The following is a 16,399-nucleotide window of genomic DNA, read 5'->3' as shown; positions in this document are numbered from 1 at the left end:
TTAAGAGTCCGCTGCTCTGCCAGTTGAGCTAGCGGCGCTCGTTGGCAACGGGGAGGACATTAGCACGGTCCGCGATCCGGGTTCCAATCCGATACCCGGGTCATCCCTTCGGCCGACGTTGTGCGGACATTCGGCACCAAGCACGCACAAGGCTTGGGACGGGCTGATGCCGGATGGCTCTGGTACGGCACGATGTCCGCCAGGTGCGTGAGACAGGGGTGGGGATGGGCAGGTTCGCGCGGACCGGGGCGTTACTGGGCGTTCTGGGCCTGGTGGCGTCGCTGGCGTTGTCGGGTTGCGGCAGCGATTCGAGTGGGGCCCAGTTCGTGGAGGGTACGCAGCCGGCGGCCACCGGTTCGGCGTCTCCGGGCACCCCTGAGGTGACTGCTGGGCCGCCGTTGACGGTGAGCCCGGCCGACGGTGCGAAGGACCGTCCGGTCAGCGCGGAGATCGGGGCCAAGTTGCCGGACGGGGGCAAGGTCACGAAGGTGACGTTGACCACCGACAACGGCAAGAAGGTCAAGGGCAAGCTGCGGACGGACGGCTCCTCGTGGGTGCCGTCAGCGCCGCTGAAGTGGTCCACCAGCTACACCGCCACGGTGAGCGCCACCCAGCCGGACGGCTCGGTCAGCGAGGGCACCAGCACCTTCACCACGATGGCCAAGCCCGCCTCGGTGATCAATTCCGGGTTGTACCTGTTCGACGACCGGACGTACGGGGTGGCGATGCCGGTGGTGGCGGAGTTCCACCCGGGCATCGCCAAGAAGGACCGGGCGAAGGTGCAGAAGCGGATGTTCGTGCAGACGGATCCGCCGCAGCCGGGTGCCTGGCACTGGGTGGGCAACGGCACCCAGGCGTACTACCGGGCGCCGGAGTTCTGGAAGCCGGGCACGAAGATCTCCGTACGCATCGCGCTGGCCGGTATCCCGCTGAGCAACGGCCGGTACGGAAACGTCGACCGGACCGCCACCGCCAAGATCGGCTCCGCGTTCGAGATGAAGGTGACGAACTCCGACAAGCAGATGCGGGTGTACGAGAACGGCAAGCTGATCAAGACGCTGCCGGTGAGCCTCGGCAAGACGAAGACCCCTTCCTCCAGTGGCACCCTGGTGGTGATGGAGAAGAAGGAGGCGACGGTCTTCGACACGATGGACGACCCCGACCCGGAGAACCGGTACGTCACCGACATCCAGTTCGCTCAGCGGCTGACCTGGGGTGGCGAGTACATCCACGCCGCGCCCTGGTCGGAGAACGTGCAGGGGCGGCAGAATGTCTCCCACGGCTGCGTGAACGTCTCCATGGCGAACGCCAGGTGGCTCTTCGAGCGTACGAAGATCGGCGACCCGATCACCATCACCGGCACCGAGCGTAAGTTGGCAGCCGGGAACGGGTGGACGGCGTGGGATCTGAGCTGGGCGGAGTTCGTCAAGGGCAGCGCGCTGCCGGTGCCGGACGGTGGTGCCGGTCCGGCCTTGTGACCGGGCCAGATATGTCACTATCCGGACATCCAATTTCAGGTGTTTCGGTTCACCCTCCGCAACGGGTACGTGAGCTGATGCGTCTGTGATGTGGATGGGCAGCGGACCACGACTGTGAGGACACCATGCGAGTTCGGGACCAGCGCAACCGGCGGCGGGGGGTGCTCGCCGCGGGGATGCTCGCCGTGGCGTTGGCGCTGACCTCCGCCTGCACGGGCAGCGGCGGTAAGGGCGACGGCAATGCGCCGGGCTGGCAGGGCGGTGCCGATCAGCCGGCCGCCAAGGCGTCGGTGACCATCAGCGAGCCTGCCGCGGACGCGAAGAACGTGCCGGCGGCCACGGCCATCACCTTCGCCGCTCAGGAGGCCGAGAAGACCTCGGTCGAGTTGACCGACTCCGCCGGGAAGAAGGTCAAGGGCACCCTGGCCAAGGACGGTAAGAGTTGGCTGCCGGCGAAGGCGTTGTCGTACGGCGAGTCGTACACCGCCACCGTCACCGCGACCGGGGACGACGGCCTTCCGGTGACCGCCACCAGCGCGTTCACCGTGATGAAGCAGCCGAGCAAGCAGGTCCGGATCACCAGTTTCCTCGGTGACGACCAGACTGTCGGGGTGGCCATGCCCCTGATCGTGAAGTTCGGTCGGGCCATTCCGGAGAAGTACCGGCCCGAGGTGCAGCGGCGGATGACGGTGACCTCGTCGCCGGCCCAGGAGGGCATCTGGCACTGGGTCAGCCCCACCGAGGTCCGCTACCGGCCCAAGGAGTTCTGGAAGGCCGGGAGCAAGGTGTCGTACCGGGTGCAGGCCGGTGGGCTGCCGCTGGGCGACGGCTGGTACGGCCGGGCGGATCTGACCGTCGACATCAAGATCGGCCCGAAGCTGGTCATGACGGTGGACAACAGCACCAAGCGGATGGTGGTCACCCGCGACGGCGAGACGATCAAGACGATCCCGGTGAGCCTGGGCAAGAAGAGCACCCCGTCGTCCAGCGGCACGATGGTGGTGATGGAGAAGCTGCGCAAGACGGTCTTCGACACGTTCGACGAGCTGGGCCCGGAGGACGGGTACCGCACGAAGATCGACTACGCCCAGCGGCTGACCTGGGGTGGCGAGTTCATCCACGCCGCGCCCTGGTCGGAGGGGCAGCAGGGCACCACGAACGTCTCGCACGGCTGCGTGAACGTGTCGATGGCCAACGGTGCCTGGCTGTTCAACAACACGAAGGTCGGCGACCCGATCGTCGTCAAGGGCACCGAGCGCAAGCTTCAGCTCGGCAACGGCTGGACGGACTGGAACGTCAGCTGGGAGCAGTACGTCAAGGGCAGCGCCCTGCCGTACGAGCCGGCCGAGGACGAGACCGCAGACGACGAGACCGCAGACGACGTGACCACCGAGGACGGGACGACCGAGGACGAGTCGGCCGACCCGGACGTCTCGGCCAGCGCCACCCCCTGAGCCTGCCGCGCTGAATCAGCCGCTGCGCCCCATCGAGCCGACGCCCGGGTACCGGTCAATCACCGGTCCCCGGGCGTCGGGCCGTTTGTCGGAGCAGCATGGTCACCGGGTGGGCTGAGGGTCCCCGCCTCGGCTGAGCTTCAGGGTCAGCACGTCGGTGCGTACCGTGAAATGCCCGTGGAAGAGGGCCGCGCCGTTGCTGCCGTACCCGATCTGGGTTGCGGTGATCAACGGATGCCCGACCGCCACGCCGAGCCGGGCCGTCGACTCCTCGTCGGCGAGAACGGCGGCGAGTTCGATCTCGGCCCGGCACACCGGCATGCCGGTGGCGCTGGCCAGGAACTCGAACATGTCCAGGTCGATGCTGACCAGCCCGGACGGGTCGAGGTCACGGCCGTCGAAGCTCAGCGGCAGGTGGTCGCGGATCCAGGCGGCGGGGACGCCGTCCACGGCGAAGAGTCGGTCGACCCGCCACACCGGTGCCTCCGGCGCCAACCCGAGGACCTTCGCGCAGTCAGGCGGGCAGGTGGCCCGGCTGACTGCGGCGTCCTGAAGGGTCGGCCGGTGGCCGGAGGCGGTGATCCGGTCCCGCAGCGCGGTGACATCGCTGATCGACACCGGCACCCGCTCGGCGCCGTCGTGCACGAAGGTGCCGATTCCCCAGGTACGGGTCACCACTCCCTCGGCCGCGAGCTGGCCGAGCACCTCGCGTACGGTGGCCCGGCTGACCTCCAGCCGCTCGGCCAGGTCCCGCTCGTTGGGCAGCTTGTCGCCCGAGCGGAACTCACTGCCGATCAGCTCCCGGAGTCGGCCGTGCGCCGCTTGTAGCGCGGTTTCGCGCCGAGCCATCCACCCTCACCTCATCGTTCCCGCCGTCGACGGCCTAGGGAGTTTAGTTCGTCGGTGCCTGCCCGGCCGATCGGCCGGAAGGTCACCAGACCTGCTCAAGCACCCTGATCGTGTTGCCGCCGATCACCTTGGCGATCTCGTCGTCGGAGTAGTCGTGCTTGACCAGCCAGCCGACGATGTTGCCGAACGCCTCGCCCGGGTTCTCCACGCCGGACACGTACTCCACCCGAGGGTGCTCCGGCCGGTTGCCGGCGTCGTGGGCGTAGTTGCCGGCGTAGGTGTTGTGCACCCCGACGTGGTCACCGAACATCGTGTCCGGTCCAAAGGTGACGTGGTCGATGCCGACCAGGTCGACGCAGTACGTGAAGTGGTCCATCACCGACTCGATCGAGTGGTGCTTGTGCGCCTCGGAGAGCGTGGTGTGCGGGGCGGCCTCGATGCCGATCACGCCACCGCGCTCGGCGCAGGCCCGGATCACCTCGTCCGGCTTCATCCGGGAGGTGTCCCACACCGCGCGGGCACCGGCGTGGGTGATGAACACCGGCACCCGGCTGGCCTCGATGACGTCCAGACAGGTCTGGTCGCCGGAGTGCGAGATGTCGATGGCGATGCCGAGCTTGTTCATCCGGTCCACCGCGCGCCGCCCGAAGTGGGTCAGCCCACCGTCGTGCTTCTCGGACAGGCCACCGCCGAGCATGTTCGCCTGGCTGTAGGCGATGCCGAGCTGACGGACACCGAAGCCGTACAGGATGTCGATGCGGTCCAGTTCGTTCTCGATCGGGCTGCTGCACTCCAGCCCGGCGACCAGCGCCAGCCGGCCGTCCCGCTTGGCCGCGTGGATGTCGGCCAGCGAGGTGGCCAGGAAGACGTGGTCCTGCTTGTAGAGGTCACTCATCCGCATCCCGAGGGCGTAGATGAGGTCGTTCCACTTCCAACCGTTCTCGCTTGTCACGCAGGAGGCGCCGGCCATGAAGTTGTCGAAGACGGCGGTCAGGCCGGAGCGGGCCAGACCCTCGTAGCCGGTGCGCTGGCGCGCGGTCCGGTTGTAGGCGCGCAGCTCACGGACGTCCTCGGGCAGGATCACCGGGTGTTCGTGCAGCGAGATGGCGGTGTGCTCGGTGAGCAGCCGGGTCACCCGCGCACGCTGGGCGTCGGTCAGGCCGAGGTCGTGCTCCGGCACCCGACCGACTTCCTTGGCCAGCTCGAACACCCGGTAGTCCGAGTGCGGCTCCAGGTACGAGTACGACCTGTGGCCCTGGTACCGGGGGGCGGGATCTAGCAGCAAGACACCTTCTCCTTGTCAGGACGGGTAGCCGGCCGTCACGCGGCCAGCGGATAGTGGCAGGCGACCGGATGTGCACCGGTGGCCAGCGGGGGTTCGGTAGTGGCGCAGGTGTCGGTCGCCTGCCAGCAGCGGGTCCGGAACCGGCAACCCGACGGCGGGTTGACCGGGCTGGGCGGGTCACCGGCCAGCAGGATCCGCTGCCGCTGTCGGCGGCCGGCCGGGTCGGGCACCGGCACGGCGGAGAGCAGCGCGCTGGTGTACGGGTGCCTGGGCGAGTCGTACAGGTCGATCTCCGGGCCGGTCTCCACCAACTTGCCGAGGTACATCACGGCGACCCGGTCGGAGATGTGCCGCACCACCGACAGATCGTGGGCGATGAAGACGTACGCCACGCCCAGCTCATCCTGGAGGCGTTCCAGCAGGTTGACGACCTGCGCCTGAACGGAGACGTCAAGTGCGGAGACCGGCTCGTCGCAGACGATCACGTCGGGGTTCAGGGCCAGGGCCCGGGCGATGCCGATGCGTTGGCGTTGACCGCCGGAGAACTGGTGCGGGTAGCGGTCCAGGTGCAGGCTGGCGTCGAGACCGACCAGGTCCAGCAGTTCCTTGATCCGCTCGACCCGGCGTCGGCGGTCCAGCACGTCCGGGTGGATCTCGAAGGGCTGGAGCAGGATCTCCCGGATCGTCCGGCGCGGGTTCAGCGAGGTGTACGGGTCCTGGAGCACGATCTGGATCCGGCGGCGCAGCGCCCGCAGCTCCCGCCCCTTGGCCTGGTGCACCACCGACTTGCCGAACCGCACCGCACCGGAGGTGGGCTGTTCCAACCCGACGAGCATCCGCGCCAGGGTGCTCTTGCCGCAGCCGGACTCCCCCACCACGCCGAGGGTCTCGCCGCGGCGCAGGTCGAAGGAGACGCCGTCGACGGCCTTGACGACCCCGCCGGAGACGAACGGGATGCGCCCCTTGACGGGGAAGTGCTTGACCAGGTTCTCGACCCGTAGCACCACGTCATCGCTGGGTGGCACCGAGCACCTCCTCGTGGTGGTGGCAGGCGCTGGCCCGGTCGGCCGGCAGCGCGTGCAGCGGCGGCAGGGTCACCAGGCATTCGTCGGTGGCCCGGGGGCAGCGCAGGTGGAACGGACATCCGGTGGGCAGCCGGGCCGGGTTCGGCGGGGCGCCGGGAATCGCGTAGAGCTGCTCGTCGCGCCGGTCCACCCGGGGCATCGAGGCGAGCAACCCTTCGGTGTACGGGTGCGCCGGCCCGGCGAAGATCTGCTCGACCGTGCCGCGCTCGACGATCCGGCCGGCGTACATCACCGCCACCTCGTCGGCGACCTCGGCCACCACGCCCAGGTCGTGGGTGATCAGCAGCAGACCCATGCCGCTGTCCCGTTGGATCTCCGCCAGCAGCTCCATCACCTGGGCCTGCACGGTCACGTCCAGGGCGGTGGTGGGCTCGTCGGCGATCAGCAGGTCCGGTTCCAGGGAGATGGCCAGCGCGATCATGATGCGTTGGCGCATGCCACCGGAGAACTGGTGCGGGTAGTCACGCAGCCGGTCCCTGGCCGCCGGGATGCGTACCCGGTCGACAAGTTCGATGGCCCGGCGGCGGGCGTCGGCGCGGGACATGCCCCGGCGTACCCGCAGCACCTCCATGATCTGGTGGCCGATGGTGAAGACCGGGTTGAGGGCTGCCATGGCGTCCTGGAACACCATGCCGATCTCCTCGCCGCTGATCCGCTCCCGCTGTTTGCGGGGCAGGTTGAGCAGCTCCCGGCCCTGCAACCGGACCGATCCGCTGACCGTGGCGGGCGGTACGTCGAGGATGCCCATCACCGCCTGGGCGGTGACGCTCTTGCCGGAACCGGATTCGCCGAGGATGGCCAGGGTCCGTCCGGAGTCGACTTCGAGCGACACCCCGTTGACCGCGTTGACCGGCCCGTTCGGGCTGGGAAACGCGACCCGCAGGTCGTCGATCTCCAACAGGCTCATCGCAGCACTCCGGCTCGGTGCAGGAAGTCCCGCACCACCTGCTGGAACAGCTCGGGCTCCTCCAACTGCGGGGAGTGGCCGGAGTTCTCGAAGACCACAAGCTCACCGTTGGGCACCAGGTCGGCGATGACCTGCGAGGCTTCCACCGGCGTACGCCAGTCGTGCCGGCCCACGGTGACCAGGGTCGGGCAGGTGATCGAGGGCAGCTTCGGCTTGAGGTCGTACCGGGGCATGTTCTGCCCGAAGGCCGCGTTGTGGGTCCGGTAGTGGAAGCGGGTGGCGGCCAGCCGCGCCTCGTCCTTGGCCGGGTCGTGCTGGTGATCGTAGAGCGGCAGGATGGCCCGCCAGTACTCCCGCAGCTGCTCGTTGCTCTCGAAGCGGCCGGTGCCGATCCGGTCGATGACCCACTCCGGGATGACCGAGCGGTCGGTGTTGCGGGCCCGCTCGACCGCCAGGTGGTCGTGCGCGGTGTCCGCGGCGGTGTCCCGCAGCACCAACGCGGAGACCCGGTCGGGGTGCGCGATGGCGTACTCCATGGCGATGAATCCGCCGTACGAGCCGCCGGCCATGACGATCTTCTCGTAGCCGAAGTGCTCCCGGATCGCGTCCACGTCGGCCACCCACTGCTCGTGGGTGAACGGCTCGTCGTCACTGGACTCGCCGGAGCCGCGGGCGTCGAAGACGATGACCCGCAACCGGTCGGAGAAGGGACCGAACGACCGCTTCGGTTCGCTGCGGGAGCCCAGCCCCGGCGCGCCGTGGTGCACGATCATCGCCGGGCCGTCCTCGGGGCCGAACGCCTCGACGACAAGTTCCGCTCCGTTGATTTTCACCGGACCCCCTCGATGATGTTGGACGCCAGGTCGCGCGGGTAGCCGGTGAGCCGGCGCGGACCGTCTTCCTGCACCAGGACCGTGTCGGAGATGCGGTAGCCGGCGTGCCCGGGCACGTAGACACCGGGTTCGCTGGAGAGCAGCATCCCGGGGGCGAGCACGGTGTCGTCGCCGTCCTCGACCCACGGCGCCTCGTGGTTCTGCAGCCCGATGCCGTGCCCCTGCCGGTGCCGGATGTAGTCCCCCAGCCCCTGGTCCCGCAGCACGTCCAGGCAGATCTTGTTGACCTCGGCGCAGGTCCGCCCGGCGACCATCGCCTGGGTGCCCACCTCCTGCGCCTGCCGGTCGGCCTCGTAGTAGCGCACCTGTTCGGCGGTGGGCTCACCGATGATGAAGGTCCGCTCGCTCTCCACGAAACGGCTGGCCACCGCCGCGCCGAGGGAGAGGATCAGGGTGTCGCCCGGTCGTACCCGCCGACGGGTCGGCAGGCCGTGCGGCAGCGCCGAATTCGGGCCGGCGTAGACAAGTCCCCCGGCCAGCTTGGTGGTGTAGACGACCAGGTCGTAGTGGGCGTACATCTGATCGGTGCCGTAACCGATCACGTGCCGGGCGATCTCGTCCTCGCGGGGCAGCGGGCCACCGGAGGCCAGCGCCTCCTCGATCAGCCCGCGCCCGGCGGCGAGCATCTCGTCGCAGATCCGGGCGGCGGCCTCGTGGAACGGGATCTCCTCGGGGAACTTGCACAGCCGCAGCTTCGCCACCGCGTCGGTGGTGACCAGTTCCGCACCGCCGATGGCCGCGGACAACGCCCGGAACGCGGCCACCGACACCCCGGCGCTCACCCCGATGCGGCGTCCCGCCCCACCGGGCCGCGACAGCGCGGCGGCCAGGGTCTCCTCGGCGCTGACCACACCCGGGTACTCGAAGTAGCTGACCATCGGCAGGGTGACGCCCTGCTGCGCGGCGTACTCCTCGTCGAGGCGGGGGATGACCAGCAGCGGATCACCCTCGCGCGGCATCCACAGGTAGACCGGTCGCTCGGTGGCGATGTAGAAGAAGCCGCTGAGGAACGCGACCTCCGGCGGCGAGGTGGCCAGGAAGCCGTCCAGGCCACGCTCGTCGAGCGCCTCGCTGAGTCGGGCACGGACGCTTGTGTAGAAGCTGTCGGGAAGTCGCACTTGTCAGCCTCCGTTGCGGCGGGGGTCACGGGAGTCGTTGAACCGCATTCCGGCGAGGGTCGCGGCGAGCACCAGCAGCAGGATCGCCAGGGACGGGAAGAGGGTCTGCCACCAGGCGATCGCGATGGTGCCGCTGCGCTGGGCGTTGAGCAGGATCCGACCCCAGGACCAGGCGTCCGGGTCACCGAGGCCGAGGAAGCTCAGGCCGGCCTCGGAGATCACCGCCCGGGAGGCGGTGAGCAGCACGCTGACGATCATCAGCGAGACGACGGCGGGCAGGATCTCGCGGGTGACGATCCGCCAGCCGGTCGCGCCGAGCACCCGGGCCCCGTCGATGTAGGGCATCGCGCTGATCACCAGCCCCTGCGAGCGGATCAGCCGGGCCACCTCGGGCCAGGCGAAGAACCCGATGATCAGGGTCAGGGTCACCACGCTGGGGCTTACCACCGCGGCCAGCATGATCATCAGGGGCAGGGTGGGCAGCGCCAGCATCACGTCGGTGATCACCGTGGCGACCGCGTCGATCGGCCGGAAGTACGCCGCCGCCAGACCGATCGTGGTGCCCAGCGCGAGCGCGATGAGCGAGGCGGCCAGGCCGATCACCAGACTGGTCCGGGTGCCCCAGACCACCTGGGCGAAGACGTCCTGCCCGAGGTCGTCGGTGCCGAACCAGTGCGCACCCGACGGCGACTGCAACACATCCGGACCAGCGCCGCTGGGCTCGTCGGCGATCAACGGCGCGAAGACCGCCATCAGCACCATCACCAGCAGCACCAGCACCGACAGCGCCACAGTGGGCTGCCGCAGGTAGCCGTACCAGGAGGACCGCTTGGACGCCGTCGGCGCCGACGGCGGTGCCGGCTCGGTCAGCACAGGGGCACTCACGGCACCCTCCCTTCGTTCACGGTGGTGGGGAAACGCCTCGCGCTCACAGGCGGATCCGGGGGTTGAGGACGGCGTAGAGCATGTCGGTCAGGGCGTTGGCGAACACCACCGTGACGGCGAGCATGATGAACGCGCCCTGGATCACCGGGTAGTCCTGCTGACCCACCGCCTCGTAGATCAGCCGACCGACCCCGGGGTAGGCGAAGACCGTCTCGGTCAGCACCGCGCCGCCGACCAGGGTGCCCAGTTGCAGACCCATCAGGGTCAGCGCCGGCAGGATCGCGTTGCGCAGACCGTGCTTCCAGACCCGCCGGCGGGCCGACAGGCCACGCGCCTGGGCGGCGCGGATGTAGTCCTCACCGAGGACCTCGATCATGTTGGTCCGCAGCGTCAGCGCGTACGGGCCGAGTTGCACCAGGACCAGGGAGAGCACCGGCAACACCAGGTGGTGGGCCAGGCTCAGGTAGGCGCCCAGCCCCCGGGTGTCCGGGTCGATCGCCCCACCGATCGGGAACCAGCCGAGCTGGGCCCCGAAGAAGACGAGCAGCAGGATCGCGACGCTGGGCACGAAGAGCGCGTTGGCGCTGATGCCGAAGCCCTGCAGCGCCCGGTCGAGCCACTTGCCCCGGTTGACGGCGGCGGTCACGCCGATCGGGATACCGACCGCGACGGTCAGTACGAACGCGCTGCCGGCCAGCAGCAACGTCCAGGGCAGGCGGTCGAGGATGATGTCGGTGACCGGTTGGATCTGCCGGAACGAGATGCCCAGGTTGCCCTGGACCAACTCGCGCAGGTACGACACGTACTGCTCCCACAACGGACGGTCCAGGCCGTACGTCTTGAGCAGTGCCGCCTGCATCTCCGGCGTCATGTCGCCCTCGACCATGAGGGTCGTGGGGTCCCCCGGCAGCAGCCGGAGCAGGAAGAACGTCGAGGTGATCGCGATCCACACGGTCAGGACGGCCTTCAGTGCTCGGCTGAGCACGAAACGCAGCACGGGGGACCCCTCCTTTCCCTCTGGTTGGGGTTACTTGACCGGAGTGACCTGGGCCAGCGAGTACGCGGTGACCATGCCGAGCAGGTCCGACGGCGACGCGACGAAGCCGGTGAACTTGCTGGCGTTGTAGGCGAACTGGAAGTTCTCCACGTACAGCGGGGTCAGGTACGCCTGCTCGTGCACGACCTTGTCAATGTTCTTGATCTTGGTCTTGAACTCTTCAGGGTCGGTGGTGCCGGCCGCGTCGTTGATCAGCGCGTCCATCTCGGCCGACTCGAGCAGGTTGTAGTTGATGCCACCCGGGTTGCTGGACAGGTAGGTGCTGCGCAGCTGGTCCATCGGGTTGTCGAACACGCCCCACTGCGAGGCGTCGATGTCGTACTCACCGTTCTTGGTGCGGGTGAGGAAGGTGTTGCGCTCGACGCACTCGTTCTCCAGCTTGATGCCGGCCTTGGCCGCGCTCTCGCGGAAGAGCTGCACCACCCGGGTGATGTTGGCGTTGGACTGGTCGCAGGCCACGCCGAAGGAGAGCTCGTCGAAGAAGCCGTCGTTGTTGGCGTCCTTGTAGCCCGCCGCGCTCAGCTTGGCCTTCGCGCCCTCGGGGTCGAACGGGTACGGCTGGAGCTCGGTGTTGTCGTACTCCGAGAAGATCGGCGAGATCGGCCCGGCCATCTGCTGGCCGTCACCCTGGAGCACCGCGGAGATGATCGCCTTGGTGTCCACCGCCATCGACAGCGCCTGCCGGACCTGCTGGTCGGCGAGGTACTTGTTCTTCATGTTGTAGGTCAGGTGGGCGAAGCCGAGCGCGCCGACCTTCTCCAGCTTGATCTTGTCGTCGCCCTCGAAGGTCTTCGCCGCCGAGATCGGCACCGGGGTACCCATCAGGTCGATGTCGCCGTTGCGCAGCGCCAGCATCATCGTGTTGACGTCCGGGTAGACCCGGTACTCGACCTGGCTGACCGCGGCCTTGCCACCCGGCGCGAGCGGGTAGTGCTCGTTGCGCTTCATCACGTAGCGCTGGCCCTTGGTCACACTGTCCAGCACGAACGGTCCGGCACCGACCCAGTTCGAGTCGTTGGCGAACTTGGAGAGGTCGCCGGCCGGCTCGAAGATGTGCTTCGGTACGACGGCCATCCAGAAGCCGACGCCCTCGGCAAACGGCGCGTACGGCTGGGAGAGCTTGAACTTGACTGTGGTCGCGTCCGGGGCCTCGACCGACTCGACCCAGGTCAGCTTGGCCGCGACGTTGCCGAGCTTGTACTCCATGATCTTCTCGGCGCTGAACTTCACGTCGTCGGCGACGACCGGCTTGCCGTCGGACCACTTGAAGTCGTCGCGCAGCACGAAGACGGCGGTCTTGCCGTCATCCTCGTAGCGGTACTCCTTGGCCAGCTCCGGGGCCTTCTGCGCGTTCTCGTCGATCCGCAGCAGGTGCGGGTACATCGCGTTGAGAATCCACGAGTCGGTCTTGCTGAGCGACTGGAGCGGGTTGAAGTTGCTGACGTCGGTGGTGGTGCCGATCCGCAGCACCGTCTCCGACGACGAGTTGCCGGAGGACGAGTTGTTGTCCTCGTTCAGGCCGCAGCCAGACACACCCAGCGTGGCCACCACGCCGAGCGCGACAGCGAGCCGCCAACGACCCTTCACTGCCATTTTCACCAAACCTCCTGAAGAACCCGGATGATGTTGCCGCCGATGACCTTGGCGATCTCGTCGTCGGAGTAACCGTGCGTGACCAACCACCCGACGATGTTGCTGAAGCACTCCGCCGGGTTCTCCATGCCGCTCACGTACGGAACCCGCGGGTGGTCCACCACCCCGTGGGCCTTACCGATCGCCAGGTGCTGGGTAAAGCTGTCGTGCAGCCCGACGTGGTCACCGAAGTTGGTGTCCGGGCCGAACGCGACGTGGTCGATGCCGACCAGCTCCACGCAGTACGTGAAGTGGTCCATCACCGACTCGATCGAATGGTGTGGGTGGCCCGCCGAGAGGGTGGTGTGCGGAGCGGCCTCGATGCCGATCACGCCACCACGCTCGGCGCAGGCCCGGATCACCTCGTCCGGCTTCATCCGAGGGGTGTTCCAGACCGAACGGGCACCGGCGTGGGTGATGAACACCGGCACCCGACTGGCCTCGATCACATCCAGCGAGGTCTGGTCGCCGGAGTGCGAGATGTCGATGGCGATACCGAGCTTGTTCATCCGGTCCACCGCGCGCCGCCCGAAGTGGGTCAGGCCGCCGTCGCGGTCCTCGGAGAGGCCGGATCCGAGCATGTTCGCCTGGCTGTACGCGATGCCCATCTGGCGTACGCCGAAGCCGTAGAGGATGTCGATCCGGTCCAGCTCGTTCTCGATCATCGTGGCCGCTTCCAGACCCGCCACCAGGGCGATCTGGCCGTTGCGCTTGGCCTCGAAGATCTGTTCCAACGTGGTCGCCACCACCACGTGGTCCTGCTTGGCGATGTCGGCGAAGCGCAGACCGATGTCGTAGATGACGTCGTCCCACTTCCAGGCGTGCTCACTTGTCACGCAGCCGGTGCCGTTCATGAAGTTGTCGAACACCGCGGTCAGACCGGAGCGGGCCAGGCCCTCGAAGCCGAACGAGTTGCGGCCGGTGCGGTTGTAGTCGCGCAGCTGCGTCACGTCGGCCGGCAGGATCTTCGGGTGCTCGTGCAGCGAGATGGCCATGTGCTCCTGGAGCAGCCGGGCCACCCGGGCGTACTGCTCGGCGTTGAGACCCAGATCGTGCTCCGGCACGCGGCCGAGCTGCGGAGCCAGCTCGAAGACCTTGTAGTCAACGTGCGGCGTCAAGTAGTCGAAGGACTGGTATCCGGCGTACCGGGGGGCGGGTTCCTGCACTCGTCAACTCACCTCGTCAGCTAAGAGGCACGAGGAATGAGGTCCGACCTCATGCCTTGCTGCAACCTACCGAGGAAAGTTCATGTCAGGTAAGACTCCGTGACCCGTTCGTTATCCGGAACCAGCAAAGTTCCCGCAGGTCAAGACGGATATTCGGGCGGCTGATGCGGCGGACACCGAACGCCTGAGACCCGCCGACCGAACAGCGGATCCCGACCGACCGGATCACTGATTATTGGTAGGTGGTCAGACCATTGGCGCGGGACTGGTGGAGAACCGGGCGGACCACGCCGCCGAGATGGTCTGACCTTGGCACGGCGGCACCATTCGCGCTGAGCAATCGGCCAACGCCTGAGCAGTCGGCCCGCGCTGGGAACTCGGCCCGTGCCTGGGCACCGCGTCTCCGCCGCGCTGGGCACAAAAAAGCTCAGGCCCCCTGCGAGAGGGGGCCTGAGCTTGTGGATCTGATCCACTGACTGGGTGACTGATGGGAATTGAACCCACGACAACCGGGACCACAACCCGGTGCTCTGCCAACTGAGCTACAGCCACCATGCCGCCACGCCCGGTCTTCACCCGAGCGGTGCGAAGAAATCATACCCCCACCACTGTCGAGCGCGTCCAGCGGGTTACGGGGTGGTTCAGAGCCCGGCTGCGATGCCCTTGGCGGTGTCCACGTCCGGCCCGGGCAGCGGCACGAAGATGGTACGCCGGTAGTACTCCAGCTCCCGGATGCTCTCCCGGATGTCGGCCAGGGCACGGTGTGCCAGGCCCTTCTGCGGCTGGCCGAAGTACACCCGCGGATACCAGCGCCGGCACAGCTCCTTGATCGAGGACACGTCGATCATGCGGTAGTGCAGGTGGGCGTCGAGGCGGGGCATGTCCCGGGCGATGAACCCCCGGTCGGTGGCGATGGAGTTGCCGCACAGCGGGGCGGTACGGGGATCCTTCACGTGCCGGCTGACGTAGTCGAGGACCATGTCCTCGGCCTCGGCCAGGGTGACCGTGGAGCGGCGTACCTCCTCGGTGAGCCCGGACTTGCCGTGCATCGTCCGGACGATCTCCGGCATGGCGTCCAGCGCCGCGTCGTCCGCGTGGATCACCACATCCACACCGTCACCAAGCACGTTGAGATCAGGATCGGTGACCAACGCGGCAACCTCGATCAGCTTGTCGCTGCCGAGGTCCAGCCCGGTCATCTCACAGTCGATCCAGACAAGAAGATCAGCCACCGGGACAGCCTACGCGCAGCCCAAGCCTCGTGGCTGCACGCCGCCGGGCCGAGCGACCGCTAGGGTTTTCCCGTGCCCGCCGATCCCGCCACACCCCGTACCGTCGATGTAGCGGACCCTGGTGCCCGCCGGGACCGGCGGATACTCAGCGTGTTGGTTGTCGCGGCCGCGCTACCGGCCCTCTACCTGCCCGGCAGGGTGCACAACTTCTTCGATCTGAAGATCTACATGTCGGCGATGGACTGGTGGGCCGCCGGCAACCCCCTCTACGACTACGTGCAGCCCGATCGGGTACAGGGCGAGTTGTACTTCACCTATCCCCCGTTCGCCGCGCTCCTACTGCTGCCCTTCGGTCACCTCAAGCTCGGGGTCACGGTGGCGATCTTCACCGGGTTGACCCTGTTGGGCGTACTGGTCACCACGAAATGGCTGCTCGATCCGGTGCTCAGTCGACACCGGCTGCCGTACCTGTTCACCCTGGCGGTGGGGGCACTGTTCGTCCTGGGGGTGGAGAGCACCCGGGAAACCATCACCTTCGGCCAGATCAACATGCTGTTGGTGGTGCTGATCCTGGCCGACCTGCTGTTCGCCGTACCCCGGGACAGCCGGTGGGCCGGCGTGGGCATCGGGTTGGCGGCGGCGCTCAAGCTGTTCCCGGGCATCTTCGTGGTCTACCTGCTGGCGACCCGGCGGTGGCGGGCCGCTGCGGTGGCCACCGCGACCGCCGCCGGAGCGACCCTGCTCGCTGCCGCGGTCGCGCCCGGGGACTCGTGGCGGTTCTGGACGCACGAGTTGTGGGCCACCGACCGTGTCGGCCGCACCGACTACACCGGCAACCAGTCGCTGTTCGGGCTGCTGAGCCGGCTTTCCGCACCGGAAGAGCCGAGCCGCCTGATCTGGCTGCCGCTGGTCGCGGCGATCGTCGGGTACGGACTGTGGCGCGCGGTCCGCGCCTCGCAGGCCGGCGACACGCTCACCGGGCTGACCCTGACCGGCCTGGTAGCGGCGTTGATCAGCCCGATCACCTGGACCCACCACATCTACTGGTTCATCCCGGCAGTGGTGATCCTGATCGACGCGACCCTGAGCACCGACCCACGCACCGCCGAGGGGGCACGCCGCCGCCGTCGGCTGGGCGCCATCGCCGTCGGCACCAGCGCCATCATCGTGTACGGAGTGGTCTCCTTCTACGACTGGGGAATCGCCCCGACGCCGACCGACACCCCCTGGGAATTCGTCGGACGCAACGCGTACGTGCTGCTGTGCCTGCTCCTCCTCGCCGTCCTCCCCATCCGCACCCGCACCGGAACCGGCACCAAGCCCACCAAATCCCCCCACCCCACCACCCAACCCAAAAC

At 68.1% G+C, this 16,399-nt stretch carries 14 protein-coding genes and 1 tRNA gene; 3 read left to right on the top strand and 12 right to left on the bottom strand.

Going from position 1 to position 16,399, the window contains the following annotated elements:
• The first annotated feature begins 224 nt into the window (after positions 1 to 224).
• Together C1A38_RS28280 and C1A38_RS28275 are read left to right on the top strand one after the other, a co-directional pair.
• On the top strand, positions 225 to 1,478 hold the full coding sequence (locus C1A38_RS28280) for a L,D-transpeptidase (protein WP_102660743.1): 1,254 nt from the start codon (positions 225 to 227) through the stop codon (positions 1,476 to 1,478).
• Between the two features lie 125 nt (positions 1,479 to 1,603).
• Positions 1,604 to 2,932, top strand: coding sequence for a L,D-transpeptidase (locus C1A38_RS28275; RefSeq protein WP_102660742.1), 1,329 nt, complete (start codon positions 1,604 to 1,606; stop codon positions 2,930 to 2,932).
• Between the two features lie 102 nt (positions 2,933 to 3,034).
• Here C1A38_RS28275 and C1A38_RS28270 read toward each other — a convergent pair whose 3' ends face one another.
• From C1A38_RS28270 to orn, 12 genes are all read right to left on the bottom strand, one after another.
• A complete protein-coding gene (locus C1A38_RS28270; protein ID WP_102660741.1) occupies positions 3,035 to 3,781 on the bottom strand; it encodes a GntR family transcriptional regulator in 747 nt (248 codons plus the stop codon).
• Positions 3,782 to 3,863: 82 nt separating this feature from the next.
• A complete protein-coding gene (locus C1A38_RS28265) occupies positions 3,864 to 5,066 on the bottom strand; it encodes a dipeptidase (RefSeq protein WP_199180355.1) in 1,203 nt (400 codons plus the stop codon).
• Positions 5,067 to 5,101: 35 nt separating this feature from the next.
• Positions 5,102 to 6,091 carry an ABC transporter ATP-binding protein gene (locus C1A38_RS28260; protein ID WP_102660740.1) on the bottom strand — a complete coding sequence of 330 codons (990 nt, stop codon included), beginning with the start codon at positions 6,089 to 6,091 and terminating at the stop codon, positions 5,102 to 5,104.
• Positions 6,075 to 7,058, bottom strand: coding sequence for an ABC transporter ATP-binding protein (locus tag C1A38_RS28255; protein WP_013731908.1), 984 nt, complete (start codon positions 7,056 to 7,058; stop codon positions 6,075 to 6,077). The genes C1A38_RS28260 and C1A38_RS28255 overlap by 17 nt, the downstream gene beginning before the upstream one ends.
• Positions 7,055 to 7,891 (bottom strand): alpha/beta fold hydrolase, encoded by an 837-nt coding sequence (locus tag C1A38_RS28250; RefSeq protein WP_102660739.1) that lies wholly within the window; start codon positions 7,889 to 7,891, stop codon positions 7,055 to 7,057. Before C1A38_RS28250 ends, C1A38_RS28255 begins: the two co-directional genes overlap by 4 nt.
• Positions 7,888 to 9,069 carry a M24 family metallopeptidase gene (locus C1A38_RS28245; RefSeq protein WP_102660738.1) on the bottom strand — a complete coding sequence of 394 codons (1,182 nt, stop codon included), beginning with the start codon at positions 9,067 to 9,069 and terminating at the stop codon, positions 7,888 to 7,890. Before C1A38_RS28245 ends, C1A38_RS28250 begins: the two co-directional genes overlap by 4 nt.
• 3 nt (positions 9,070 to 9,072) lie before the next feature.
• Positions 9,073 to 9,954 carry an ABC transporter permease gene (locus tag C1A38_RS28240; protein ID WP_233197075.1) on the bottom strand — a complete coding sequence of 294 codons (882 nt, stop codon included), beginning with the start codon at positions 9,952 to 9,954 and terminating at the stop codon, positions 9,073 to 9,075.
• Positions 9,955 to 9,997: 43 nt separating this feature from the next.
• The gene (locus tag C1A38_RS28235) at positions 9,998 to 10,951 is read right to left on the bottom strand and encodes an ABC transporter permease (RefSeq protein ID WP_102660736.1); all 954 of its coding nucleotides are present in this window, start codon (positions 10,949 to 10,951) and stop codon (positions 9,998 to 10,000) included.
• 30 nt (positions 10,952 to 10,981) lie between these two features.
• Positions 10,982 to 12,604, bottom strand: a complete 1,623-nt coding sequence (locus C1A38_RS28230; RefSeq protein WP_233197076.1) for an ABC transporter substrate-binding protein — start codon at positions 12,602 to 12,604, stop codon at positions 10,982 to 10,984.
• Positions 12,605 to 12,606: 2 nt separating this feature from the next.
• The gene (locus C1A38_RS28225) at positions 12,607 to 13,809 is read right to left on the bottom strand and encodes a dipeptidase (RefSeq protein WP_102660735.1); all 1,203 of its coding nucleotides are present in this window, start codon (positions 13,807 to 13,809) and stop codon (positions 12,607 to 12,609) included.
• A gap of 479 nt (positions 13,810 to 14,288) precedes the next feature.
• Positions 14,289 to 14,361, bottom strand: a tRNA-His gene (locus C1A38_RS28220).
• An 89-nt stretch (positions 14,362 to 14,450) separates the two neighbouring features.
• Complete coding sequence (orn, locus tag C1A38_RS28215; protein WP_081476034.1) at positions 14,451 to 15,041, bottom strand: oligoribonuclease; 591 nt, start codon at positions 15,039 to 15,041, stop codon at positions 14,451 to 14,453.
• A 72-nt stretch (positions 15,042 to 15,113) separates the two neighbouring features.
• Here orn and C1A38_RS28210 point away from each other — a divergent pair.
• Positions 15,114 to 16,399, top strand: a 1,286-nt coding sequence (locus C1A38_RS28210; protein ID WP_233197074.1) for a glycosyltransferase family 87 protein, incomplete at its 3' end; no start/stop codon positions are given.

The organism is Verrucosispora sp. ts21 (assembly GCF_002879555.1).
GTDB lineage: Bacteria > Actinomycetota > Actinomycetes > Mycobacteriales > Micromonosporaceae > Micromonospora > Micromonospora gifhornensis.
This window is presented reverse-complemented; position numbering and strand designations above follow the sequence as displayed.

Excerpts from the sequence above, each read along its gene's own strand:
- C1A38_RS28280 (WP_102660743.1), top strand. The coding sequence starts at position 225 with ATGGGCAGGTTCGCGCGGACCGGGGCGTTACTGGGCGTTCTGGGCCTG.
- C1A38_RS28275 (WP_102660742.1), top strand. The coding sequence starts at position 1,604 with ATGCGAGTTCGGGACCAGCGCAACCGGCGGCGGGGGGTGCTCGCCGCG.
- C1A38_RS28270 (WP_102660741.1), bottom strand. The coding sequence starts at position 3,781 with ATGGCTCGGCGCGAAACCGCGCTACAAGCGGCGCACGGCCGACTCCGG.
- C1A38_RS28255 (WP_013731908.1), bottom strand. The coding sequence starts at position 7,058 with ATGAGCCTGTTGGAGATCGACGACCTGCGGGTCGCGTTTCCCAGCCCG.
- C1A38_RS28230 (WP_233197076.1), bottom strand. The coding sequence starts at position 12,604 with ATGGCAGTGAAGGGTCGTTGGCGGCTCGCTGTCGCGCTCGGCGTGGTG.